We start from the raw sequence: 23523 nt of genomic DNA on the forward strand, positions 1-23523 counted from the left end.
GACAGCGACGATCGGGCGGTGCTCCGGCACCGCCCGATCCGTAGCGCTGGGGTCGCGTTACTTGCTCAGCAGATTCTGCTTGACCCAGTCCAGCGAATAGCTGGGGCTGATGATCTGGCCGCCTGGCAGCTTGGCGTATTCCTTGAGGTTGCCGGCATCGACCGTCGCCACCGGCATGATCATCAGCTTGGGCGCCTGGGCGCCCTTCAGCAGCGACAGGCCGAGCCAGAAGGCAGCACCGCCGATGCCCGGTGTGGTGTTCATGGACACCGTCTGGTAGCCGTTCTTGGCGTTCTCCTCGGCCCACCATTTGACGAAGTCGGTGCCGCCGCCACCCTCGATGATCGGCATCTTGCCGGCGTAGTCGCCGCCATACTGTACGAAGGCCTGCGCGATGCCGACATCGTCGCTACCGCCCTGGCCGAGCACGGCGTCGACATGCGGCAGCGAGGGCAGCACATTGGCGATCGCCGCCTGCGCGACCGAGGCGGTCGCCTGGCCATAGACGGTCGCGACAACCTTGATGTCTGGATACTTCGCCAGCACCGACTGCTGCGCGTTGAACATGTCGTTGTCGGGCGCCGAGCCCTTCACACCGCGCACCTGCAGGACGTTGCCCTTGCCGCCGAGCATCTTGAAGACGGCCTCGGCCTGGGTCGCCTTGTAACCCTTGAAGTCGAAATTGAGCTGGTAGTTGCAGGGCGCCGAGGCCACCGAATCGAAAGAGATGACGATGATGCCGGCTTTGCAGGCTTTTTCGATGATTCCATTGACCGCCGTTTCCGAGGCGGCATCGACGGCGAGCACGTCGACCTTCTTCAGGATCAGCTCGGCGATCTGGCTGTTCTGCTGTGCCACCGAGCCATCGCCGTTCATGACGATATAGTCGGCGATCTGCCCGGCGGCCTTGGCTTCCTTGGCAGAGGCTTCGAAAGCTTCCACCATCTGGTGCCGCCAGGTGTTGCCGTAATAGGCGTTGGCGAGCGCGATGACCGGCGCGTCCGGTGATGCCATTGCCGGCACCGCAGTAACACTCACCATTGCAGCGCCGGCGAGCGCCGCCACAGTTGCAAATCTCATGGTATTTCCTCCCAAAAACACGCTCGGCTTGGCTTGCCACTCGAGCACAGCGCATACCCTCCAAGGACACGCTATGTCAGGTACATATTATACCAGCATACCAAATAGGCAAGCGTCAGCAATGACGTTGCCGTGCATCGCCTGTTGTTGCGGCCGCCACCTCGATGGAATGGTAATTCGTGAACGCTTTTTGCGGCGGCTTACAAGCCGCTCTTTTGACAGAAGCCGTGGGAGACCGGGGAGGGCCGAGCGCTACTTCAAAAGATCGACCAGCACGTCGAAAGCGGCGTCGATGTCGGCGCGGACCGCGGCCCTGACGGCTTCCGCGTCCCGGTTTTTCAATGCCGCGAACATCTCCTGGTGGTGTTCGTTGGCGGTCGAGTAGTTTCCCGAATCGTGCAGCATGTTGAAGTAGGGGCTGATCTGCAGCCAAAGGTTCTCGATGATGTTGAGCATGTTCTCCGAACCGGCCGCCCGATAGATCGAGAAATGAAAGGCGTAGTTGGCGCGCAGATAGGATTTGACGTCGCCGGCGGCATTGGCCTGTTCGAGCGCATCCAGATGCCGGCGCAACTGCGCTACGGCCTGGTCGTCCATGCGCTCCGCCGCCCATGCGGCCGCGATCGCCTCGATCTCGAACCGGACATTCCTGAGGTCGATGAGGCGCGCGCGGCTGAGCGCCGGAATACCGATCGACCGGCCTGAAACCACCATCAGCGCGTTGGCCGCCGTCAGGCGCCGCAGCGCTTCCCTGACCGGCATCGGGCTGACGCCAAAAGCATCGGCAAGGCTCTGAACCGTGACCATCTCGCCCGGCACGATGGAGCCGTCGAGGATCAGTTCGGTGACATGGCGATAGACCCTGTCCTGCAGGGTTTCCCTGGACAGGGGTGTGATCTCGACCCCCGGCTTTCTGTACGCCGATCCAGCCATCTCCCGTCAACCTTCCCGCCCAAGGGCGGCGCTATCGCCAGAGCAATTCCAGGAAAAGTGGGAAACGGTTTTCCGTCCTGAATTGCGCCAAAGCAAAGAGATGGAGTGGTTCAGCGTTTCCTCGAAACGCTGAACCACTCCTGTCTCCGGAATGCAAGGTTCAAGGTGCCGCGTCAAGCGCTCACGACCTCCGGTTTTGATATTAGGAGATTTCATCATTGATCTTTGATCAAATCATGTTAAGGTCGCTGGCATCGAATGACAAGGGGCACGTTTTCGTGCCCTTGGGAGGCATTCGGTCGTTCGAATTGGGAGGAGTTTCACATGGGTATCGGATTGAAAGTCCGGCGGCTCGCGCTGCTGGCCGGCATGGCTGTATGCGCTATTGGGCTGTCGGCCGCGCAGGCAGCCGAGAAGCACAAGGTCTTTCTCAGCATGAGCTACATCGGCAATGACTGGCAGGCGGAGGCGGCCAACATGGTCAAGGCCATGGCCGCTCACAAGAGCCTGGCCGACAAGGTCGACCTGCAGGTCCAGGTCGCCGGTCCTAACGCACAACGCCAAATTCAGCAGATCAACGCAATGGTGCAAAGCGGCGCCGAGGCGATCGTCGTGTACCCGATCTCGCCGACCGCGCTCAACCAGGTCGTCAAGAATGCCTGCGACAAGGGTGTGAAGGTCTTTGCCTACGACGCTGAGATCACCGAGCCTTGCGCCTACAACGTCCACATCGACCAGCTGGAAGCGGGCAGGGTGACCGCCGAATGGCTGGTCAAGAAGCTCAACGGCAAGGGCAACATCATCGCCATCACGGGTGTTCCAGGAACATCCGTTGACGATCAACGGACAAAGGCCGCCAAGGAAGTCTTCGCCAAGTATCCTGACATCAAGATCGTCGGCGAGGCTGTCGGTATGTGGAGCCAGGCTGTCGCCCGCACCGAGCTTTCGAAGATCCTGGCCACCCGCAATTGGGACGACATCAACGGGCTGTGGATGCAGGTCGGCTGCTTCACCGCCAACTCGATGCAGCTCGAGGCCGGCAAGAAGACCAGCGAACTCCTGCCTTGCGCCGGCGAAGGCTCCAATGGCGGCCGCATCCAGATGCTGCCGGAGGGGACAGAGGTCGAAGGCGCGGCGTCGCCCTATGCACCGGTGGGCGCGCAACGCATCTCCTATGCCTCGCCACCCTATTCTGGCGCGCTGGCGCTGAAGCTTGCCGTCGAGGCGATCGAAGGCAAGGACGTGCCGAAGACCACCATCCTGCCGCTGCCGCTCGTCACCAATGAGACGATCAAGCTGTGCGACGAAGGCACATGGGCGGAGATGAAGGCCGGCTGCAACGCCTTCAAGCCGTCGCTGGTCTCCAATCCCGGCTGGTTCGCCTCGATCTTCTCGGACCAGACACCCGAGGTCGGCCTGGCCGCTGCCCTCGTCGGACAGCCGGAGAACTAATGCCTGTCGCCCAAAAGTGCTTAGCGGTTTTGGGACAACGACATGCATAAAAACAAAAGACTTAAAGCGCGTCACGCGCTTTAAGTCCTCCCAAGGCGATTGTGACGATGCGCGGATAGTCCTGTCCGTGCATCGTCAATCCATGCCACGCGCGGCGTCGAGGACAATGACAGAACACTCCGAGCTTCCCGCCATCGAGATTGACGGCATCAGCAAGGCGTTCGGCCCGACCGTCGCGCTGGACAGCGTGTCGTTCGAGATCGCGCCCAGCAGCGTTCATGCACTGCTCGGTGAAAACGGAGCCGGCAAGTCGACGCTGGTCAAGCTGCTGTCCGGACTGGTCCGGCCAAGCGAAGGCCATGTCCGTGTCTTCGGCAAGGAGATCGCTTACGGCGCACCGCGCGCAGCCCATGCGCTGGGCGTGCAGACAGCGTTCCAGGAGATGACCCTGGTGCGCGATCTCTCCGTCCTCGACAACATGCTGCTGCCCTATGCTCCCGTCGGCATCTCCGGCCTGATCCGGCGCAGCGCCGCCCGCAAGGCAGTCCGCCGCCACATCGACGATCTCGGTTTTTCCGTCGATCTCGATGCCGAGGTAAGCGAGCTCGAGCTTTCGGTGCGCCAGAAGATCGAGATCGCGCGTGCCGTCTACCGCAAGCCGCGCATCCTGCTGCTCGACGAACCGACCTCGGCGCTCGCCGGCCGCGACGTTGACTGGCTGGGCGATATCATCGCCAGACTGAAGGCCGCGGGCACCACCGTCGTCTTCATCACCCACCGCATGCGCGAGGTCCGCGCCTTTTGCGAGACGCTGACGATCCTGAGAAACGGCCGCCACATCGTCACCGCGCCGGTTGCCGACGTCTCGGATGCCGACGTCATCGAAAAGATCATCGGCCGCAGCATAGAGCAGACCTTCCCGCCCAAGCCCGACAGCGCCCAGGCTTTCGGCCCGCCGGTTCTGGGCGTGCGCGACCTCAAGGTCGGACGCAAGCTCGACGGCGCCGGCTTCGACCTGCGCAAAGGCGAGATCCTCGGTGTTGCCGGATTGCAGGGCATGGGCCAGCAGGATTTGTTCCTGGCCTGCTTCGGCATGGCCGAAATCATTCGCGGCCACATCCTCGTCGACGGCCGCAAGGTCTGGCTCGGTTCGCCCGCCGATGCCTTGCTGCCCAACATGGCGATCGGCCTGGTGCCGGAAGATCGCAAATCCGAAGGCCTGTTCCTGAAACTGTCGGGCAGCCAGAACGCCACGCTGCCTGTGATTTCGCGCTTCACCAGCTTCGGCCTTGTCGGCGCGCAAGCCGAGACCCGCTCCGTCGAGGCGGCATTCGCCACCGTCGAGGTCGACCGCCGCGCGCTGTGGACGCGGGCCGGCGCGTTTTCCGGCGGCAACCAGCAGAAGATCGCCATCGCCAAATGGCTGGTGGCGCAGAGCCGCATCCTGCTGTTGTTCGATCCCACCCGCGGCATCGATGTCGGCACCAAGCATGAGCTTTATGTGATGATGCGAAACTACGTGGCTTCAGGCGGTTCAATCCTGCTGCACTCGACGGAGATTCCCGAACTCGTCCACCAATGCGACCGGGTCCTGGTTCTCTATGACGGGCGCATCGCAGCCGAGCTCGAAGGCGACGCCATCACCGAGCCGGCCATCATGCGCCCGGCGCTTGGCCATGCCGGGGAAGCCGCCGCATGAGCAGCGCAGCAATCTCATCGCCTGTTTTCGGCGGCTTCGGTCTGCGTCGCGCGCTGATGCGCAATCGCGGCGCGTTGATTGCCGCCGCTGTCCTTGCGATCCTGCTTTTCATCGTCGACTGGATCAGCGCCGGGCCGCTGACCTATTTCGATGTATCGTTCCTGTCGAGCGGCGGCGCCACCTCTGCGCTCGCGGCGATCGGTCAGACCATCGTGATCCTGTCGGGCGGCTTCGACCTGTCCGCCGGCGCAGTGATATCGCTGGTCAATGCTGTGCTGGCATCGAGCATGGACCCGATGGCGCCAGGCGCCAACATCATCCTGTGGACCGCCGTCGGCATCGGCGTCGGCATGGCCGTCGGTGCCTTCAACGGTTTCTTCATCGCGGTGCTGCGCATGCAGCCCATCGTGGTGACACTGTCCACCATGTTCATCCTGCAAGGCGTGACGCTGTTGGTGATGGACAAGCCCGGTGGCTTCGTGTCGCCCGATCTCGGCACGTTCTATCTCGGCGACGCGATCACCGGCTGGCTGCCGATGCCGCTGGTGGTGATCGTTGTCGTCCTGCTCGCCTGGTTCTGGCTGAAGGGCACCCGCTTCGGCACAGCACTTTATGCGGTCGGCAGCGATACGGAGTCGGCCGCTTCCGTCGGCGTCAATGTCGTGCTGGTCCGCTTTGCCGTCTATGTCATCGCCGGCGGCTGTTATGGCCTTGCCGGTGTGTTCATCAGCGCCCAGACCGGCAGCGGCGATCCGCTGGTCGGCAATCCGCTGCTTTTGTCGATGTTCGCGGCGGTCGTTGTCGGCGGCACGCGTCTCGGCGGCGGGCAGGGCGGCCCGGTGGGTTCTGTCTTCGGCGCGTACATCCTGATGATCGTGGTGAACATCCTGCTGGTGCTCAATGTGTCGGCCTATTATTCGACGATCGCCGAAGGCACCATTCTGGTGCTGGCGGCACTTGCCGGCTCGATCTCGCACGCATCGGTGCTTGCCGTGCAGCTGCGCGCCGCGCGCGCCCGCCTCGCCGCCTGGCGCGCCGGCATATTGCCCTCGCAACTCGAGCCCGTGGACCGGCGACTCAAGATCGCCGAACCATCGCATGGCCAAGGCAAAGCAGCGCCGCGCCCGGCCTTCCATCTGCGCAATGCGGAGACGCTGCGCTATGCGCTGCCGGCCTATGTCTGCCTGCTGCTCATCGTGATCGTCACGCAGATCTGGCTCGGCCGCGCCATCTTCAATCCGAGCTACTGGAATTCCCTGCTGGTGCTGTCGTCCTTCCTCGCCGTCCTGGCGCTCGGGCAAGGAACCGTCATCCTGACTGGCGGTCTCGACCTCTCCGTGCCGTGGACGATCGGCATTTCAGGCATCATCCTGGCCGGCATGGTCAACGGCTCCGACGCGGCGCTTGTCTACGCCCTGCCGGTCGTGCTGTTGATGGCTTGCGCCATCGGCTTCGCCAATGGTTTCGGCATCGTCTATCTCGGCATCTCGCCCATAGTCATGACGCTCGCCACCAACGGCATCCTGCAAGGCTGCGCGCTGCTCTATTCGCAGGGAACGCCGGCCGGGTTTTCCTCGCCGATGCTGCGCTGGTTCATGACGGCCAGGCTCGCCGGCCTGCTGACGCCGATCGTGCTGCTGATGGTCGTCTTTGTCGTGGCGGCGGTGCTGCTGCTCGGCCGCACCCCGTTCGGACGACGCGTCTATGGCATCGGCAACGGGCTGCGCGCGGCGCGCCTGTCGGGCATCGGCGTCGAGCGCACGCTGATCCTGGTCTACATGCTGTCGGCCGTCTGCGCGGCTGTTGTCGGCATCATGCTGACCGGCTTTTCCGGCCAGGCGAGCCTTGGCATGGGCGACGACTATCTCTTGCCGTCGATCGCCGTCGTGGTGGTCGGCGGCGCGCTGATCACCGGCGGGCGCGGCCACTATCTCGGCATGCTCGGCGGCGTATTGCTGCTGACGGCATTACAGATGCTGCTGGCCGGCACCACGCTTCCCTACGCCACAAGGGCAATTCTTTACGGGCTGGTCGTTCTGGGCGCTGTCATGGCGCTGCGCGAACGGCGGCTGCAATGAGAAGGACAAGACGATGAGCACAAGGGCGCCGGCATCGGCGGACGACTTTCTGACCGGGCTGAAAGGCCAGCGCGTGCTGGTGACGGCAGGCGCCGGCGGCATCGGTTTTGCCATAGCCGACACGCTGTCGCGGCTCGGCGCGCGCATCGTCGTCTGTGACGTTTCCGACGACGCGCTGGCCGCTGCTCCCGGCAAGATCGATCTGGTTGCCGCGGTCAAGGCCGATGTCTCGCGCGACGAGGACGTCGACCGCCTGTTCGAGGCGGTCGAGAAACAACTCGGCGGGCTCGACGCGCTGATCAACAATGCCGGCATCGCCGGGCCGACCGGCGGCGTCGACGAGATCGATCCGGCCGACTGGCGGCGCTGCATCGACATCTGCCTGACCGGCCAGTTCCTGTGCGCCCGGCGCGCCGTGCCGCTGATCAAGGCGGCGGGTGGCGGCTCTATCGTGTCGATGTCGTCGGCGGCCGGCCGCCATGGCTACGCCTACCGCACGCCCTATTCTGCGGCCAAGTTCGGCGTCATCGGTTTCACGCAGAGTCTCGCCAAGGAGCTCGGTCCGCATGGCATCAGGGTCAATGCCATCCTGCCCGGCATCATCGAGGGACCGCGCATCGAAGGTGTCATCTCGGCCCGCGCCAAGCAGGTCGGCATCAGCCACGAGGAGATGACCGGCCGCTATCTCCAGAACATCTCGCTGCGCCGCATGACCAGCCCCTATGATGTTGCGTCGATGGTCGCCTTCCTGCTCTCCGATGCGGGCATCAACATCTCCGGCCAGTCTCTTGGCGTCGACGGCAACGTTGAAACACTTTGAGGAGCAATCCATGGCCAATGTCGCGATCGTCGGAAGCGGGTTCATCGGGCGGGCCTGGGCGATCAGCTTCGCCCGCGCCGGCCATGATGTGCGGATGTGGGACCAGTCGCCCGCCGCGACGGGCGGCGCCCGCGACTACATTGCCGGCGTGCTTGGCGATCCCGCTGCGAACGACCTGCTGCGAGGACAGGCGATCGATGCCGTGCTCGGCCGGATCACCGTTGTCGCCGAGCTGGTAGAGGCGCTGGCTGGTGCGGTCCATATCCAGGAGAACACGCCTGAAAACCTCGAGGTGAAGCGGGAGGTGTTCTCCCTGATCGACAGGCTTGCCGATCCGCAGACAGTCATCGCCAGTTCCACCTCGGCGCTGTTGCCGTCGAAATTCACCGACCATCTGCAAGGGCGGTATCGCTGTCTGGTCGTGCATCCGATCAATCCGCCCTATCTCATTCCGGCGGCCGAAGTTGTGCCGGCGCCGTGGACGTCCGCCGAGACGGTTGAGAGAACCCGCGCCTTCCTCATCGACGCCGGTCATGCGCCGTTGGTGATGCAGCGCGAACTCGACGGCTTCATCATGAACCGCCTGCAAGGCGCGCTGCTGGAGGAAGCTTTCCGGCTTGTCGCCGACGGCTACGCCAGCGTCGAGGATGTGGATATCGGTATCCGCGACGGGCTGGCGCTGCGCTGGTCGTTCATGGGTCCGTTCGAGACCATCGATCTCAATGCGCCCGGCGGCGTGCGCGACTATGTCGAGCGCTATCAGTCGATCTATTCGAACATTTTCCCGCAGATGCTGCGCCGCGTCGACTGGGCGGGTGAGGTCATGAAAACCGTCGAAGCCGATCGCCGCGAGCGCCTGCCGCGCGAGAGCCTCGGCGAGCGGCAGGTGTGGCGCGACCGCCGGCTGATGGCGCTGGCGGCGCACAAGAAAAAATCGGATCAGGAGTACGGACGATGAGCGAAACCAGCCGCAAAACCGGGGCCACCGCAACCAGGGGCAAGGTCATCATCACCTGCGCGGTGACGGGCGCCATCCACACGCCGACCATGTCGCCCTATCTGCCGATCACGCCCGACCAGATCGCTTCGGAGGCGATCGCGGCTGCCGAAGCCGGTGCTGCGATCCTGCATCTGCACGCCCGCGACCCGGAAACCGGCAAGCCTGACCAGACGCCGGAGGCCTTCGCCCGCTTCCTGCCGCGCGTCAAGCAAGGCACCAACGCCGCCATCAACATCACCACCGGCGGCAGCCCCTACATGAAGGTCGAGGAGCGCGTGCGCCCGGCTGCCCAGTTCAAGCCGGAAGTCGCCTCGCTCAACATGGGTTCGATCAATTTCGGGCTCTATCACCTGGCCGACAAATACGAGACCTTCAAGTTCGACTGGGAAAAGCCGCATCTGGAAGCGACGCGCGACCTCGTCTTCCGCAACTCGTTCAAGGATATCGAGTACATCTTGGCGACTTGTTACGACAATGGCACGCGCTTCGAGTTCGAGTGCTACGACATCGCCCATCTCTACAATCTTTCCCACTTCGCCGACCGTGGGCTGGTGAAGCCGCCTTTCTTTGTGCAGTCGGTGTTCGGGCTGCTGGGCGGCATCGGCACCCATCCAGAAGACGTCGCCCATATGAAGCGCACCGCCGACCGGCTGTTCGGCGACCAGTTCCGCTGGTCGGTGCTGGGCGCCGGCGCCAGCCAGCTGCGCATCGCTGCACAATCGGCCGCACTCGGCGGCAATATTCGCGTCGGGCTGGAGGACAGTCTGTGGGCGGGCAAGGGCAAGCTTGCCAAATCGAACGCCGAACAGGTGCTGCTTGCCCGCAAGATCATCGAAGGGCTCGGCATGGAGGTGGCGACGCCCGACGAGGCGCGCGAGATCCTGTCATTGAAGGGCGGCGACAAGGTCGCTTTCTGACGCCGCCTGACCAATCGCTGCGTGGCGCCAATTCCGAGGGAGGACGGCATGAAGATCGAAGTTGTGGTGGATGTGAAGACCACACTGGGCGAAGGGCCGCTTTGGGACGTCGAACAGGAGCGCTTGTACTGGATCGATAGTTTCGACGGGCGGGTGTTTCGAGCCACCGCCGACGGGCGCGAGATCCGGTCGTGGGACGTGCCGATGAAGATTGGCTCGATGGCGCTGCGCAAGGATGGCAGCGGTGCCGTGGTGTCGCTGCAGCGCGGCTTCCATCTGCTCGATTTCGCCACCGGCGATGTGACTCTGATCCACGATCCCGAGCCGGACAAGCCGATGAACCGGCTCAACGACGGCAAGGTCGACCGGCGCGGCCGCTTCTTCGCCGGCTCCATGGATACGATGGAAGAGGGGCCGTCCGGCGGTCTCTACAGGCTCGATCCGGATTTCTCCGTCACCCGCATCGATTCCGGCATCATCTGCTCCAACGGTCCGTGCTGGAGCCCCGACGACCGCACCTTCTATTTCGCCGACACCTGGACCGGCGAGATCTGGGCCTACGACTATGATATCACCACCGGCGCCGCCACCAACCGGCGCACCTTCGTGCGCGTCGACACCAGCCGGGGCGGTGCGGCTGACGGCTCGACCGTCGATGCCGAGGGCTATGTGTGGAACGCGCTGGTCTATGACGGAAGGCTGGTGCGCTACGCGCCGGATGGCAGCATCGACCGCGTCATCGACATGCCGGTCAAGAAGATCACCAGCGTCATGTTCGGCGGACCGAAGCTCGACACTCTCTACGTCACCTCGATGGCCAAGCCGCCGCTGCCCCGTTTTCCCGGCGACGGCGTCCTGCGCGGCAGCCTGTTCGCCATCACCGGTCTTGGCATCCAGGGCGTCGCGGAACCGCGCTTCGGCGGTTGACGGGAGGAAGGATTGGCCGCAGCGGCAAAGCACGGTTTCGTGCTGCTGATTTGAGTTCGAGAGACGCTGGCCGAGCGTAAAGACGGGCGCGCCTAGAGCGGGATGAGATTAGTTTCGGTCATAGCCGGAGTTTTCGAAGTAGTGTGAGCACTCTGCCGGTGTGACGCGATTGAGGGTTTGGCCGATCGCGTCGCAGACGGCTTCGACGGTTCGGCTTGCGGCCTTTCTCAGCCAGTGCTTGAGCTTTGAAAAGAGCTGCTCGATCGGATTGAGGTCGGGCGAGTATTTCGGCAGGAAGAAGAGCCTTGCGCCGGCGGCGCGTATGGCGCGGCGCACCGCCTTGCCTTTGTGCGAGCCGAGATTGTCCATGATGACTATATCCCCCGGCTGGAGGGTCGGCGCGAGAACCTTCTCGACATAGAGGAGGAACCTCTCGCCGTTGATCGGCCCATCGATCAGCCAAGGCGCATCGACGCGATCGTGGCGCAGCGCGGCCAGGAAGGTCATGGTCTTCCAGTGGCCGTGCGGCACTTTGGCCTTGATGCGCTGGCCCACCGGCGCCCAGCCCCTGAGCGGCGACATGTTGGTCTTGGTCCAGGTCTCGTCAATGAAGACCAGTCGCGTGGGATCGATCCGGCCCCGATACTTCGTCCACTGCAGCCGCCGTCGCGCGACATCGGGACGATCCTGTTCGGCGGCGATCAGCGTCTTTTTTTGTGAGTGAGCTTCTCGGCATGCACGAACTCCCATACCGAACGGTAGTCGACCTTCAGACCACGCTCACCAAGCTCGGCCACAAGGCCGCGCAAGGTGAAGTCCCCGTCGTGACAGCGCTCGATCAGCCAGTCGCGCCACGCTCCCGAGAGTTTCTTCGGTTTGTAGCCGCCCACCTGGCGAGGCGCGGCACTGCCAGTCTCTTCAACACGCTTAAGCCACGCAATGGCCGCGCTATAGCTGACGCCAAATCGAGCCGCCGCGGCGCGCCGCGAGAGCCCTTCCGTCTTAACCGCGGCGACAACCCGCTCGCGAAGGTCCATCGAATATCCTGCCATCCATACTGGCCTCCTCCAGTATGAAGGTTGAATCAGAACAAAGGTGATTTGGGAATCCCACGACTCTTACAAATCCCATCCCGCTCTAGTCCGGTTTCGCCAGGCCCGAATTGAACTTGCGGCGGGCGTTTTCCAGATGCTCGCGCATTGCTCGGCCGGCCGCTTCCGGATCGTGCCGCTCTATGGCTTCAAACACGTTCTTGTGGCCGGCAAAACTCCGGCGGTTTTCGACCTCGGTGTTGGCCATGTGGATGCGCTGGTTGATCAGCCACTCCACCAGCGCTTCGTGCGCCGCGAGGAAGATCGGGTTGCCGGGAATTGCTGTCAGCACCCGGTGAAACGCCACATCGGTGACGGCGAAGGCCCGGGCGCGGGGAATGGCGCGTTCGTTCTCGGCAAGTGCCGTGGCAAGCGCCTCGACCTGTTCGCGCGTCGCCACCTCGGCGGCATGGCGCGCGATCGAGACTTCCAGAAACAGCCGCAGCTGCTCGAAATGGCCGATGCCGTCGGGCTGGTCCATCAACAGATGTGCCGTGCCGGTCAGTTGCTCCAGCATGTTCTTCGGCGTTGGCCGTGTCACCTTTGGCCGCTCGCCGCTGTTGATGCGCACCAGTCCCATTTTCTCCAGCGCAAACAGCGCTTCGCGCACCGAGGGGCGGCCGACATCGAACATCGACATCAGGTCGCGCTCAGACGGCAGCGAGGCGCCGACCGGATAGACCTCGTCGCGGATCATCTCCTCCAGGCGGAGGCGGACTTCGTCGGACAATTTTTTTCGAACCGGCATATTGTGCATGGTCTACCTTTTAAGCTATTAGACCAGTCGCCGCAAGCGAGGACTTGCGGGACCGAAGGGTTGGAGGAGGCCGCCGCGGGCTGATGACGCGGCGGTCGGCGTGACAGGCGAAGGTCTGACGCAGGAGCAGGCCTGGAGCAGGGGCATCGCCCCGATTTCGGTCGGCGGAAAGCAACGGGAGGAGAATTCCATGAGACGACTGTTGATGAGCCTTGTGCCGGCGCTGGCGTTGATGTTTGCCGCCGTGACCGCCAAGGCCGAAGGAGGCGGCACGTTCCGTTCCGCCATGCGCACCGGCTGCATCGAGATGGGCACGCTGCACACCACCTGCGGCCACCGGCTCGACGAGACGGTGCTGCAAGGCCTCGTCCACATCAAATGGACTGGCGACGGCGTGCAGCCGATGCTGGCCGAAAGCTGGAAGACGCCCGACGGCGGCAAGACCTATGTCTTCAGCCTGCGCCACGGCGTCAAATGGCATGACGGCACGCCCTTCACCGCCAAGGACGTGGTGTTCAGCCTTAACCTCTACGCCAATCCCAAGGTTGGCTCGCCCTGGGCGCAGAAGCTCGGCGCTGTCGCCGGATACAAGGCTTTCCAGGATGGCTCGGCCTCCTCGCTTGCCGGGGTCAAGGCGATTGACGACATGACCGTCCAGATCGAACTCGACAGCGCCAAGCCGCTCTGGGTCGAGCTGCAGCTTATCGCCATCAGCATCTTTCCCGAACACATCCTCGGCAAGGTCGCGCCCGGCGATATCAAGGGCAACGCCTTCTGGGTCAACCGCGTCGGCACCGGCCCGTTCGTCTGGAAGAAATACGAGAGCGACCAGTATGTCGAGGTCGATCGCAATCCCGATTATTTCCTAGGCGCGCCGAAACTCGACCGCATCATCTACCAGATCTACAAGGATGTGCCGCCGATCATCGCGGCCCTCGAGACGCAGGAGGTCGACGCCATGTCTTATGAGGGCGGCGGCGTGCCGATCTCCGAACTCGCCCGCCTGCAGAAGCTCGACTATCTGACGGTGCTGCCGAAATTCTCCGCCGGCCTGCCGACCTACCTGCAGTTCAACCTGGAGAACAAGCGCTTCGCCGACGTGCGTGTTCGCCAGGCGATGCTCTACGCCATCGACCGCAAGGCCATCATCGAGACGGTCAAGCAGGGCGCAGGCGAACTGTCGAACACGCTGTTTCCGCAGGACTGGGCGCGCGCCAAGGACCTCGAGCCCTATGACTACAATCCCGACAAGGCCAAACAATTGCTTGCCGAAGCGGGCTGGGACGGCAGCCAGCCGATCGATTTCATCTACTATTATTCCGACCAGATGAACGTCGACACCGTCACCGCCATCCAAAGCTATCTGGCCGCCGTCGGCGTCAACATCCAGCCGCGCCTGCTCGATCCAGCGGCGATCAACCAGACCTATGCCGACGGCAGCTTCCAGATGGGCTTTTTCGCCAATGGCATGGGGCTCGATCCCTCGCTCGGCTCGCCGGTCGTCGTCTGCGGCGCCAAGCCGCTCAGCATGGGCTATTGCAATCCCAAGGTCGATGAACTGTTCAACAAGGGGCTGGAATCGGCCGACCGCGCCGTGCGCGCCGAAGCCTATCAGGAAGCCTCGCGCATCCTCAACAAGGACCTGCCAAAGGCCTGGCTGTGGAACGAGGTGCGGCCGCTGGCTTTCAACAACCGCATCGTCGGCCTTGCGCAGCACTTCAAGGAGCAGCCGCTCGTGATCTTCAACCACCCCGTCTACAACGAAGTCGAGAAGTGGGAAGTGGCCAAATAGGCTGCTGCGTCAATGTCCTCATCGGTGGGTCATGAGGCTCTGGAACCTCATGACCCATCGCCTCAAGAGCCGCCTTCAGCGATAGGAGAGGCCGATGCTCAGCTATCTCCTGCGAAAACTGCTGCTCAGCATCCCGGTGCTGTTCGGCGTCACCGTGATCGTCTTCGCCATCGCGCATGCCATGCCGGGCGATGCCGTGCTGGCGATGATCACGGCGGAGGCGCCGTCGAGCGAGGCGCTGATCGCGATGCGGCGCGGCGAGCTCGGTCTCGACCAGCCGCTCTACGTCCAATACCTCAACTGGATCGGCCAGATCCTGCACGGCAATCTCGGCCGCTCCTTCGTCAATGGCCGCAGCGTCGGCGAGATCATCGGCGAGCGCCTGCCGATGACGCTGGAGTTGATGGGGGTGGCACTGCTCGTCGCCTTCATCATCGGCACCACGCTGGGGGTAATCTCGGCGCTCAGGCAATATAAGTTGACCGACTATTCGCTGACGCTGGGCGGCTTCGTCGGCGTGTCGATCCCGGATTTCTTCATGGGGTTGCTGCTCGTCTATGTCTTTGCGCTGGAACTGCGCTGGCTGCCGTCATCGGGCATCTCGACGGCGGGCGACGGCTTCTCGCTCGTGGACAATCTCAAGCATCTGATCCTGCCGGCCGCCGCACTCGCTTTGTTCCGCGCCGCGATCTTCATGCGCTATGCCCGGGCCGGCATGCTCGAAGTGCTGAACCAGGACTATATGCGCACCGCCAAGGCCAAGGGCTTGCGGCCCAGCACGATCACGCTGCGCCACGGTCTGCGCAACGCGCTGATCCCGCTGGTCACTGTCTTCGGCCTCACTTTGCCGACGCTGTTCGGCGGCTCGGTGGTGATCGAGACCATTTTCCAGTGGCCGGGCATCGGCCTGATGTTCATCGACGCGGTGGTGAACAGGGATAGCCCGGTCATCATGGGCTATGTGCTGATCACCGCCATCATCGTCATGCTGGCCAACCTTGCGACCGACCTTGCCTACAGCGTGCTCGACCCAAGGGTGAGCTATGACTGACGCCACCGCCGCCGACATGACGATTGCCGCCGGCGCCTCGCGGGGCCTGTGGGGCGAGGCGGCACGCCGCTTCCTCAATCACCGGCTGGCGACGCTCGGCCTGATCATGCTCGCCATAATCGTGCTCGCCTGCGTGCTGGCGCCGCTGATCGCGCACTACGGGCCGAACGAGATCGACCTAAGAGGGCGCAACCAGCCGCCTGGCGGCATGCATTGGCTGGGCACCGACGGCACCGGCCGCGATATCTTTGCCCGCATCCTCTATGGCGGCCGTATCTCGCTGACGGTCGGCTTTGTCGCCGTGGCCATCTCGGCGGCAATCGGCATCTTCATCGGCTGCGTTGCCGGCTATTTCGGCGGCAAGGTCGACCTCTTGCTGATGGGCCTGATCGACATGGTGCTGACCTTTCCGCGCCTGGTCATCATCATCGCCTTCGTCGCCGTGGTCGGCCCCAGCATCTTCAACACCATGGTGGTGATCGGGCTGCTTAGCTGGCCGTCCATCGCCCGGCTGACGCGCGGCGAGATTTTGGCGCTGCGCAACCAGGAATTCGTCCTTGCCGCGCGCTCGCTCGGCACCTCGCCATCGGTCATCATCCTCGAACACATCCTGCCCAACGTGCTGAGCCCGATCCTGGTGGCGATTACGCTCGACGTCGCCACGGTGATCCTGCTCGAGGCGTCGCTGTCCTTCCTCGGCCTCGGCGCGCAGGCGCCGGCGGCCAGCTGGGGCAACATGCTGCGCGATGCGCGCACGCTGTCGATCCTCGAAAGCCAGCCCTGGATGTGGATCCCGCCCGGGGCGATGATCGCGATGGCGGTGCTCAGCATCAATTTCGTCGGCGACGGCCTGCGTGACGCGCTCGACCCGCAGCACATCATGGGCGGGGGCGCGAAATGATGGGCGCCGACACGCTTACCGTCGACAGGGCCGCAAAGGGGACCGGGCAGCAAGCTGTGCTTTCCGTGCAAGGGCTGAGCGTCGAGTTTGGTCCCCGGGGCCGTTCCGTCTATGCCGTCAACGATGTCTCCTTCGACCTTGCCGAAGGCGAGTCGCTGGCCATTGTCGGTGAAAGCGGCTCAGGCAAGTCGGTCACCGTGCAGACGCTGATGGGGCTGATCCGCAAGCCGCCCGGCCGCGTCACGGCGGGTCGCGCGCTGTTTCGTGGCCGCGATCTTCTGGCCATGCCCGACAGCGAGTTACGCCATATCCGTGGCCGCGACATCGCCATGATCTTTCAGGATCCGATGTCGTCGCTGAATCCGGTGCTGACCATCGGCCTGCAACTGACCGAGGCGCTGCGCGAACATCAGGGCCTGAGCCAGCCGCAAGCCGAACGCCAGGCGCTCGACATGCTGGCGCTGGTCGGCATTGCCAACGCGCCGCAACGCATGCGCGCCTTTCCGCACCAGTTCTCGGGCGGCCAATTGCAGCGCATCGGCATCGCCATGGCGCTGGTCTGCAAGCCGTCGATCCTGATCGCCGACGAGCCGACCACTGCACTCGATGTCACCATCCAGGCGCAGATCGTCGAACTCGTCGTGCGCCTGCAAAAACAGCTCGGCATGGCGATCATCTGGATCAGCCATGATCTCAGCTTGGTTGCCGGCTTCGTCGACCGCGTTGCGGTGATGTATGCGGGCTCGATCGTCGAACAGGCGCCGGTCGATGAGCTGTTTTCGGCAACGACACACCCCTACACGATTGGCCTGTTGAACTCGATTCCGTCGCTGACGGCGGCAAACACCAGGCTGGTGCCGATCAAGGGCGCGCCGCCCAATGTCACCCTGCCGCCGACCTTCTGCGCCTTCGCGCCGCGCTGCGACTATGCCGAGGCGCTCTGCCGCGAGCAGAAGCCGTCGCTGGAAGCGGTCAGCGCCGGCCATGCCACCGCGTGCTGGCGCTGGCGGCAGGTGGCGCGACTGCCGCGTGCGAAGGCAGCCGCATCAAGCGCGGCACCGGCAGCGGCGCCCAGGCAGGAACCGCTGCTTGTCGTCTCCGACCTCAAGGTTCATTTCCCGATCCGGCGCGGTGTGCTCAGGCGGCAGGTCGGCGCTGTGCACGCGGTCGACGGGGTGAGCTTCGAGGTGCTGCGCGGCGAGACGCTGGCGCTGGTCGGTGAAAGCGGCTGCGGCAAGTCGACGACCGGCCGCGCCGTGCTCGGTCTTGAGCGCCCGAGCGCCGGCAGCATCGTCTTCGAGGGCAGGGACTATGCGGGCGCGACAGGCGAGCAGCTTAAGCAGCGCCGCCGCGACATGCAGATGGTTTTCCAGAACCCGTTCGGCTCGCTCAACCCGCGCATGACCGTCGGCCGCATCATCGGCGAGGGGCTACGCGCCCAGAAGATCGGCACCCGCGCAACGCGCGATGCCCGTGTCAGCGAGTTGCTGGCGCTGGTCGGCTTGCGGGAAGCGCTGCGCAACCGCTACCCGTTCGAGCTCTCCGGCGGCCAGCGCCAGCGCGTCGGCATTGCCCGCGCGCTGGCAGCCGATCCGAAGTTCATCATTGCCGACGAGCCGATCTCGGCGCTCGACGTCTCCATCCAGGCGCAGATCGTCAACCTGCTCGACGACCTCAAGGCACGCCTGGGGCTGACCTATCTGTTCATCGGCCACGACTTGTCGATGATCCGCTATCTCAGCGACCGCGTCGCGGTCATGTATCTGGGCCGGATCGTCGAGATCGGTACCACGGCAGCGGTGTTCGGCGGCCCGCTGCATCCCTATACCCGAGCGCTTTTATCAGCGATCCCGGTGCCCGATCCCAAGGCCGGCGGAACGCGCCGGCGCATCGTGCTGGGCGGTGGCGTGCCCGATCCGTCAAAACCGCCGCCCGGCTGCCATTTCCATCCGCGCTGTCCCCTGGCGACGGACATGTGCACCAAGGTTGAGCCGCAGGTTCGCGACTTCGGCTCATCCGCCTCGGAACAGCATCTCGTCGCCTGCCACCACGCCGGCGAAGCCACCCCATGACACTCCTGGAAAGACTGAGGATACCTGAATGACCAAGCAATTGGCGGGCATGTACGCCGCCTTGATGACCGGACTGAGCGATGCCGGCGAGTTCGATCCGCAGCGCCAGCGCAACATCAACGACTATGCCCTGCGCCAGGGCCTGACCGGGCTCTATGTCGGCGGCAGCAGTGGCGAATCCGGCCTGCTGACGGTGGACGAATTGCTGGCGCAGCAAGAGGTGGTGTTCGCTGGCGCCGCAAGCACCGGTACAAAGCTGATCGCCCATGTCGGCATGCCGAACCTGCGCGATTCCATCCGCCTGGCGCGGCAGGCGCAAAAGCTCGGCTACCACGCGTTGTCGGCACTGCCGCCGCACTCCTATCCGTTCTCCGACGAGGAGGTTTTCGGCTACTATCAGGCGCTGGCGGCGGCGACGGCCCTGCCACTGATCGTCTACGAAATCCCCTTGCGCACCGGTCGGCCATTGCCGCTCAACCTGCTGGTCCGGCTGCTCGATCTGCGCAATGTCGTCGGCATCAAATACACCTCCACCGACCTGTTCAAATATTCGCTGCTGCGCAAGCGGCAGCCGGAAAAGCTGTTTTACTACGGTTTCGACGAAATCTATGCCGCCGCCGGCATGCTCGGCACCGATGGCGGCATCGGCACCACCTACAACCTGCTCGGCAGGCTTTATGTTGCGGTGGATCAGGCGATCCGCGCCGGCGATCTGGCCCGGGCGAAAACACTGCAGATGGTGTCGCAGGACTTCGTCGAGGTGCTGCTGGAAACCGGCGTGCTGCCGGGCATGAAGGCCGCCTTCCGCGTCATCGGCGTCGATTGCGGCCCGACCCGCGCCCCGATGGCGCTGGCTGTCGCCGATGCCGAGGACCGGATGCGCGCGGTTCTCGCCCGCCCGCCGGTGAAAGAGTGGCTTGCGTGAGAAGCGTCAGCGCGGCGCGGCGAGACTGCGGTCTGCGACGCTGCCGCCTGTAATCAGGATTTGTTGACTTCGGCCCCGGTAGAAAGAGCACAGCTTTTCGGCGGACCATAAGGCAGGCCTTGTGACGGGTCGTCTCGACTGGCGGCAGATGAGGCGATCGTGCCCGTGAAGTTGAATGCACTATTTTTGGCTGAAGCATAAGTCGCCTGCATGACGGAATTGGCCACAGCATTGGAGATCGGGCGATTCTCGGCAAATGATGCCGGGCGGGCGTATACGGGCGTACGTATATCCATTCGGAGAAGGTTCCTTTAGGCTGGTGCAACATGAACGGGAGCATCGATTGCGAGGATTTGCGGAAAGCTTGATGCAGGGGCCACGGACCGTGGCCGAGCAGGTCGCGAATGTCCTGCGCGAGGCGATTGCCAATGGAACCATCAAGGCAGGCACTCCGCTGCGCCAGGACGAGCTGGCCGAGCAATTCGGCTTCAGCCGCATGCCCATTCGTGATGCCCTTCGCCAGCTGGAAGCCGAGGGTATTGTTTCCATCCACCCGACAAAGGGCGCGCAGGTCGCCCGGATGGACAGCGCCGAGATCAGTGAAATCTACGCTTTGCGCGAGCTGCTCGAAAGCGAGGCGCTCAGGCTCTCTGTACCCAGCCTCGCTGCCGCGAAGCTCGATGAGGCGGAACAGGTGCTCGATCAGATCGACGCGGAGCGCAATGTCGGCCGATGGGGCGCGCTGAACCGGGCCTTTCATCTGGCTCTCTACGATGCTTGCGGCAACAATCGATTGCTCGGCCTGATCGAGGCCCACCACAATGCGGCCGATCGCTACGTGCGTATCCTGCTGTCGAACCTGGACTATCGCAACCGCTCGCAGACGGAGCACCGCGACCTGCTGGCCGCCTGCCGGCGGCGCGACAGCGACAAGGCCATAAGCATTCTGAGGCAGCATCTTCGCGAAGGAAGCGAGACGCTGGTCAGCGCGATCAGCGAAGATGGCCTGTCGAGAAAATCCTAGGCCGGCTCATAGGCATTGCGCTGAGTCTCAGCTCTGCACTGGCCTGCGTTCGACGATGTAGATGTGGTCGGCCGCCAGCACCACTTCGCCGCGCTGGTTGATCACCTCGCAGCGCTCGATCACCCGTCCTGAACCCGGCCGCTTCGGATCGTCTTCCTTGGCCGCGATGGTGGTGCGTGTGCGGATCGTGTCGCCTATGAACACCGGCTTGATGAAGCGCAGCCGGTCATAGCCATAGGAAAAGGCGACAGGGTTGACGACGGTTGCCGTCAGGCCGATGCCGACCGAGAACACCAGCGTGCCATGGGCAATGCGCTGGCCGAACGGCGTCGTCTTCATGTATTCGGCGTCCATGTGGTGCGGAAAGAAATCACCGGTGTGGCCGGCATGGACGATGAAGTCGGTTTCGGTGATGGTGCGGCCGCTGGTAAGGCGTGACGCACCAATCTCGTAGTCTTCGAAATACTGGATCTGTTCCATCAGGGCCTTTCCGCGATAGGCGTCGCCGGTGCCGCACTCGACTGGTAGGCCGCCTCGACCAGCGCCATCGTGCTCCACGCATCCTCGACCGGACTGATCAGCGTAGCATCTTCTCCGGTCGCGAAACGCTGGACATTGGCCATGCGGCCGACAAAGGCGTCGGGAAACCACTCACCGGCTAAGGGCACCGCGACCCAGTCCGTTCCGCCTTTCGGATGGATCTCCAGCACATCCGGTTCGCCGCGCGGATAGTCAAGATTGAGGCCGAGCTTGAGGTAAGCAGCGCCCTCGGTGCCGCAGATACGGAACTCGCAGGCCTGATGCCGCCGGCCGAACTTATGGTCGTGATTGATCGACAGGGCGCAGCGCACGGTGTCGCCATAGTCGAGAATGGCGCTGGTGCGCGTCTGCGCCACCTTATGGTTGGGATGGCCAAGCGTCTTGGCGTGGACGCCTTGCGGATCGCCGAGCAACTGCCGGATCAGATCGAGATAGTGGATCGAATGCATGGCGATTTCGACGCGTGGCGCCTTGAGCAGGAATTCCCAAAGCTCCCACGGTGTCGCCAGCGCCAGCCAGGCGTCGAAGTCGATGACCTCGCCGAGCCAGCCCTTGGCGATGGCATCCTTGAGCGCCAGCATCATTGGCGCGAAGCGCAGCTGGAAGTTCACCGCCGCACGGAGCTTCCTGGCACGGCAGATCTCGAGGATCGTGGTCGCCTCGGCAAGGTTGCTGCCCATCGGCTTCTGGATCAGCGCCACCGCGCCATCGGGCAAGGACTTCAGCACATCGGCATGGCGGGAGGGCGGCGTGGCGAGGTCGAAGATCGCGCCCTCGATGGCGGCGGCTTCCTCCGCCGAGCGGAAGGCGGTCACTCCCCATTGATCCGCCAGCTTTGCGGCTCTGGCGTGATCGGGATCGTAAAGTCCCGCGACCGGAAAGCCGGCCTTCCTGTAGGCCGGGAAATGTGCGTCGCCGACGATCGATCCGGCACCGAAGGTGACGATTGGCCGAGGCGTCGAAGGTTCGGGCCAGGACTGGACGAGTGAGGCAGGGTCGAAACCGCCTTCAATCATGATGGAAGACCTCGTCCATTTCGGCCCACCATTCGCCCTCCTTGCGCGTCGCCAGCGGCTCCTGGCAAGGCATGCAGACCGCCCACCATTCCTGTGTCCTGGGGTCAGCCGCCATCTTGGCCATGTCTGCCAAATAGTCGCTGCCGTGGTATTCGAAGGTGCTGAACAGCAGGTTCTCCGGCCGCTTCAGGTAGATCGAGTAGTTCTTGATGTTGCAGGCCGAGATCATGGTCAGCACGTCAGGCCAGACGGCGGCATGCAGGCGGACATATTCCTCGACCTTTTCCGGCTTCAGCCCCAGAACCATCCCCATCCGCTGCATGTCCGTCTCCTATTTTGTGATCGCCGTGGTGAATTCGGCGATGCTCATGGCCTTGACCGCGTCCCAGTCCCAGTCGATGCCGATGCCCGGTTCATCCGGCGCCAGCGCCTGGCCATCCTCGATGCGCATGTGCTTGCCGGTCAACTGGTCGAGTTGCGGAATGTACTCGACATATCTGCCGTTCTGAACAGCGCAGGTGAGGCTGACATGCAGTTCCATCAGGAAATGCGGGCAGACCGGAATGTCGAAGGCCTCCGCCGCGTGCGCAATCTTGAGCCAGGGCGTGATGCCGCCGATGCGGCCGACATCGACCTGCACGATCGAGCAGGCGCCTTTCTGCATATATTCACGGAAATGGCGGATGGAGTAGAGCGACTCGCCGATGGCGATCGGCGTCGGCGTCGAGTTCGACAGCCGCACATGCCCGTCAATGTCGTCGGCCGGCAGCGGCTCCTCGATCCAGGCGAGGTCGAGTTCGCGCAATCTTGCGGCGCGCCGGATCGCCTCGTCGATCGAAAAACCTTGATTGGCGTCGGTCATGATCTCGTAGCCGTCGCCGACCGCCTTGCGCACCGCCGACAGGCGGGCAAGATCTTCCGAGCCGTGCGGCCTGCCGATCTTCACTTTCGATCCGCGAAATCCCCTAGCCTTGGCGGCCAGCGCGTCGTCGACCAGCGCTTGCGTCTCGATGTGCAGCCAGCCGCCTTCGGTCGTGTAGAGCGGGCAGCGGTCCTTGGCGCCGCCGGCGAGCTTCCACAGCGGCAGGTTCTGCTTCTTGGCCCGCAGATCCCACAGCGCCGTGTCGATCGCCGCGATGGCGATGGCTGTGATCGCACCGATTGTCGTGGCATGGGTGGCGAATTCGAGATCGTGCCAGATCGCCTCGATCATGTCGGGGTCACGGCCGATCAGGCGCGGCACCAGATGGTCGGACAGGAGCCGCATCACCGACGAGCCGCCGGTGCCGATCGTGTAGCTGTAGCCGGTGCCGACCGCGCCGTCGGAATCGGTGATCGTCAGGATCGGCGTTTCCTGGCTGACGAAGCTCTGGATCGCGTCGGTGCGCTTGACCTTCGGCACAAGGTCCACCATCCGCAGTTCGACTTTCTCGATTCTGGCCATGCCG

General features: G+C 63.8%; 21 protein-coding genes. 13 read left to right on the plus strand and 8 right to left on the minus strand.

Translation table 11 applies throughout. The features are described from left to right. Positions 1 to 57: 57 nt before the first annotated feature. Together ACFOJ9_RS07885 and ACFOJ9_RS07890 are read right to left on the minus strand one after the other, a co-directional pair. Positions 58 to 1080, minus strand: a complete 1023-nt coding sequence (locus ACFOJ9_RS07885; protein ID WP_378978270.1) for an ABC transporter substrate-binding protein — start codon at positions 1078 to 1080, stop codon at positions 58 to 60. A gap of 252 nt (positions 1081 to 1332) precedes the next feature. Next, the gene (locus tag ACFOJ9_RS07890) at positions 1333 to 2013 is read right to left on the minus strand and encodes a GntR family transcriptional regulator (RefSeq protein WP_378978272.1); all 681 of its coding nucleotides are present in this window, start codon (positions 2011 to 2013) and stop codon (positions 1333 to 1335) included. A gap of 324 nt (positions 2014 to 2337) precedes the next feature. On the opposite strand from ACFOJ9_RS07890, the gene ACFOJ9_RS07895 reads away from it, so the two are divergent. The 7 genes from ACFOJ9_RS07895 (at position 2338) to ACFOJ9_RS07925 (ending at position 10906) form a co-directional block, all read left to right on the plus strand. Then, the gene (locus ACFOJ9_RS07895) at positions 2338 to 3465 is read left to right on the plus strand and encodes a sugar ABC transporter substrate-binding protein (RefSeq protein ID WP_378978274.1); all 1128 of its coding nucleotides are present in this window, start codon (positions 2338 to 2340) and stop codon (positions 3463 to 3465) included. Positions 3466 to 3631: 166 nt separating this feature from the next. Then, a complete protein-coding gene (locus ACFOJ9_RS07900; RefSeq protein ID WP_378978276.1) occupies positions 3632 to 5164 on the plus strand; it encodes a sugar ABC transporter ATP-binding protein in 1533 nt (510 codons plus the stop codon). Beyond that, positions 5161 to 7242 (plus strand): ABC transporter permease subunit, encoded by a 2082-nt coding sequence (locus ACFOJ9_RS07905; RefSeq protein WP_378978278.1) that lies wholly within the window; start codon positions 5161 to 5163, stop codon positions 7240 to 7242. The genes ACFOJ9_RS07900 and ACFOJ9_RS07905 overlap by 4 nt, the downstream gene beginning before the upstream one ends. Positions 7243 to 7255: 13 nt before the next feature. Continuing rightward, entirely contained in the window at positions 7256 to 8062 is an 807-nt protein-coding gene (locus ACFOJ9_RS07910; protein ID WP_378978280.1) for an SDR family oxidoreductase, read from the plus strand. Positions 8063 to 8072: 10 nt separating this feature from the next. Further along, positions 8073 to 9020 (plus strand): 3-hydroxyacyl-CoA dehydrogenase, encoded by a 948-nt coding sequence (locus ACFOJ9_RS07915; protein ID WP_378978282.1) that lies wholly within the window; start codon positions 8073 to 8075, stop codon positions 9018 to 9020. Continuing rightward, entirely contained in the window at positions 9017 to 9979 is a 963-nt protein-coding gene (locus tag ACFOJ9_RS07920; RefSeq protein WP_126068180.1) for a BKACE family enzyme, read from the plus strand. Before ACFOJ9_RS07915 ends, ACFOJ9_RS07920 begins: the two co-directional genes overlap by 4 nt. Positions 9980 to 10027: 48 nt before the next feature. Then, the gene (locus ACFOJ9_RS07925) at positions 10028 to 10906 is read left to right on the plus strand and encodes an SMP-30/gluconolactonase/LRE family protein (RefSeq protein WP_378978284.1); all 879 of its coding nucleotides are present in this window, start codon (positions 10028 to 10030) and stop codon (positions 10904 to 10906) included. Between the two features lie 108 nt (positions 10907 to 11014). Here ACFOJ9_RS07925 and ACFOJ9_RS07930 read toward each other — a convergent pair. Continuing rightward, positions 11015 to 11958 (minus strand): IS630 family transposase gene (locus tag ACFOJ9_RS07930; RefSeq protein ID WP_378977816.1). Its coding sequence is split into 2 segments (ribosomal slippage): positions 11015 to 11623 and positions 11626 to 11958, totalling 942 coding nucleotides; the frame shifts between segments, so codons are not numbered across the junction. An 85-nt stretch (positions 11959 to 12043) separates the two neighbouring features. Continuing rightward, positions 12044 to 12754: a transcriptional regulator NanR gene (nanR, locus tag ACFOJ9_RS07935; protein WP_378978286.1), complete on the minus strand. Its 711-nt coding sequence runs from the start codon at positions 12752 to 12754 to the stop codon at positions 12044 to 12046. Positions 12755 to 12944: 190 nt separating this feature from the next. Here nanR and ACFOJ9_RS07940 point away from each other — a divergent pair, with 190 nt between their 5' ends. The 6 genes from ACFOJ9_RS07940 to ACFOJ9_RS07965 all read left to right on the plus strand — a co-directional run bounded on the left by ACFOJ9_RS07940 (position 12945) and on the right by ACFOJ9_RS07965 (position 20519). Next, the gene (locus ACFOJ9_RS07940) at positions 12945 to 14546 is read left to right on the plus strand and encodes an ABC transporter substrate-binding protein (protein WP_378978288.1); all 1602 of its coding nucleotides are present in this window, start codon (positions 12945 to 12947) and stop codon (positions 14544 to 14546) included. 94 nt (positions 14547 to 14640) lie between these two features. Beyond that, on the plus strand, positions 14641 to 15597 hold the full coding sequence (locus ACFOJ9_RS07945) for an ABC transporter permease (protein ID WP_378978290.1): 957 nt from the start codon (positions 14641 to 14643) through the stop codon (positions 15595 to 15597). Beyond that, positions 15590 to 16498: an oligopeptide ABC transporter permease gene (gene opp4C / locus ACFOJ9_RS07950; protein WP_378978292.1), complete on the plus strand. Its 909-nt coding sequence runs from the start codon at positions 15590 to 15592 to the stop codon at positions 16496 to 16498. The genes ACFOJ9_RS07945 and opp4C overlap by 8 nt, the downstream gene beginning before the upstream one ends. Next, complete coding sequence (locus ACFOJ9_RS07955; RefSeq protein WP_378978294.1) at positions 16495 to 18570, plus strand: ABC transporter ATP-binding protein; 2076 nt, start codon at positions 16495 to 16497, stop codon at positions 18568 to 18570. Before opp4C ends, ACFOJ9_RS07955 begins: the two co-directional genes overlap by 4 nt. Positions 18571 to 18598: 28 nt before the next feature. Further along, positions 18599 to 19495: a dihydrodipicolinate synthase family protein gene (locus ACFOJ9_RS07960; protein WP_378978296.1), complete on the plus strand. Its 897-nt coding sequence runs from the start codon at positions 18599 to 18601 to the stop codon at positions 19493 to 19495. Between the two features lie 256 nt (positions 19496 to 19751). After that, complete coding sequence (locus ACFOJ9_RS07965; protein WP_378978298.1) at positions 19752 to 20519, plus strand: GntR family transcriptional regulator; 768 nt, start codon at positions 19752 to 19754, stop codon at positions 20517 to 20519. 27 nt (positions 20520 to 20546) lie between these two features. Here the strand turns inward: ACFOJ9_RS07965 and ACFOJ9_RS07970 are convergent, their stop codons facing one another. From ACFOJ9_RS07970 to ACFOJ9_RS07985, 4 genes are read right to left on the minus strand one after another with little or no spacing between them, the layout of a single operon-like run. Beyond that, complete coding sequence (locus tag ACFOJ9_RS07970; protein WP_378987644.1) at positions 20547 to 21002, minus strand: MaoC/PaaZ C-terminal domain-containing protein; 456 nt, start codon at positions 21000 to 21002, stop codon at positions 20547 to 20549. Then, positions 20999 to 22072 carry a Gfo/Idh/MocA family protein gene (locus tag ACFOJ9_RS07975; RefSeq protein WP_378987647.1) on the minus strand — a complete coding sequence of 358 codons (1074 nt, stop codon included), beginning with the start codon at positions 22070 to 22072 and terminating at the stop codon, positions 20999 to 21001. The genes ACFOJ9_RS07970 and ACFOJ9_RS07975 overlap by 4 nt, the downstream gene beginning before the upstream one ends. Then, positions 22068 to 22397: an L-rhamnose mutarotase gene (locus ACFOJ9_RS07980; RefSeq protein WP_378978300.1), complete on the minus strand. Its 330-nt coding sequence runs from the start codon at positions 22395 to 22397 to the stop codon at positions 22068 to 22070. Before ACFOJ9_RS07980 ends, ACFOJ9_RS07975 begins: the two co-directional genes overlap by 5 nt. A gap of 9 nt (positions 22398 to 22406) precedes the next feature. Further along, positions 22407 to 23519: a mandelate racemase/muconate lactonizing enzyme family protein gene (locus ACFOJ9_RS07985; RefSeq protein WP_378978302.1), complete on the minus strand. Its 1113-nt coding sequence runs from the start codon at positions 23517 to 23519 to the stop codon at positions 22407 to 22409. Positions 23520 to 23523: the final 4 nt, after the last annotated feature.

This window comes from Mesorhizobium cantuariense (assembly GCF_042647205.1).
GTDB classification, from domain to species: Bacteria; Pseudomonadota; Alphaproteobacteria; order Rhizobiales; family Rhizobiaceae; genus Mesorhizobium; species Mesorhizobium cantuariense.

Coding starts and splice junctions, on each gene's coding strand:
- ACFOJ9_RS07955 (WP_378978294.1), top strand. CDS start 16,495: ATGATGGGCGCCGACACGCTTACCGTCGACAGGGCCGCAAAGGGGACC.
- ACFOJ9_RS07925 (WP_378978284.1), top strand. CDS start 10,028: ATGAAGATCGAAGTTGTGGTGGATGTGAAGACCACACTGGGCGAAGGG.
- ACFOJ9_RS07965 (WP_378978298.1), top strand. CDS start 19,752: ATGATGCCGGGCGGGCGTATACGGGCGTACGTATATCCATTCGGAGAA.
- nanR (WP_378978286.1), bottom strand. CDS start 12,754: ATGCACAATATGCCGGTTCGAAAAAAATTGTCCGACGAAGTCCGCCTC.
- ACFOJ9_RS07920 (WP_126068180.1), top strand. CDS start 9,017: ATGAGCGAAACCAGCCGCAAAACCGGGGCCACCGCAACCAGGGGCAAG.
- ACFOJ9_RS07910 (WP_378978280.1), top strand. CDS start 7,256: ATGAGCACAAGGGCGCCGGCATCGGCGGACGACTTTCTGACCGGGCTG.
- ACFOJ9_RS07890 (WP_378978272.1), bottom strand. CDS start 2,013: ATGGCTGGATCGGCGTACAGAAAGCCGGGGGTCGAGATCACACCCCTG.
- ACFOJ9_RS07985 (WP_378978302.1), bottom strand. CDS start 23,519: ATGGCCAGAATCGAGAAAGTCGAACTGCGGATGGTGGACCTTGTGCCG.
- ACFOJ9_RS07945 (WP_378978290.1), top strand. CDS start 14,641: ATGCTCAGCTATCTCCTGCGAAAACTGCTGCTCAGCATCCCGGTGCTG.
- ACFOJ9_RS07915 (WP_378978282.1), top strand. CDS start 8,073: ATGGCCAATGTCGCGATCGTCGGAAGCGGGTTCATCGGGCGGGCCTGG.
- ACFOJ9_RS07905 (WP_378978278.1), top strand. CDS start 5,161: ATGAGCAGCGCAGCAATCTCATCGCCTGTTTTCGGCGGCTTCGGTCTG.
- opp4C (WP_378978292.1), top strand. CDS start 15,590: ATGACTGACGCCACCGCCGCCGACATGACGATTGCCGCCGGCGCCTCG.
- ACFOJ9_RS07980 (WP_378978300.1), bottom strand. CDS start 22,397: ATGCAGCGGATGGGGATGGTTCTGGGGCTGAAGCCGGAAAAGGTCGAG.
- ACFOJ9_RS07885 (WP_378978270.1), bottom strand. CDS start 1,080: ATGAGATTTGCAACTGTGGCGGCGCTCGCCGGCGCTGCAATGGTGAGT.
- ACFOJ9_RS07895 (WP_378978274.1), top strand. CDS start 2,338: ATGGGTATCGGATTGAAAGTCCGGCGGCTCGCGCTGCTGGCCGGCATG.
- ACFOJ9_RS07900 (WP_378978276.1), top strand. CDS start 3,632: ATGACAGAACACTCCGAGCTTCCCGCCATCGAGATTGACGGCATCAGC.
- ACFOJ9_RS07940 (WP_378978288.1), top strand. CDS start 12,945: ATGAGACGACTGTTGATGAGCCTTGTGCCGGCGCTGGCGTTGATGTTT.
- ACFOJ9_RS07960 (WP_378978296.1), top strand. CDS start 18,599: ATGACCAAGCAATTGGCGGGCATGTACGCCGCCTTGATGACCGGACTG.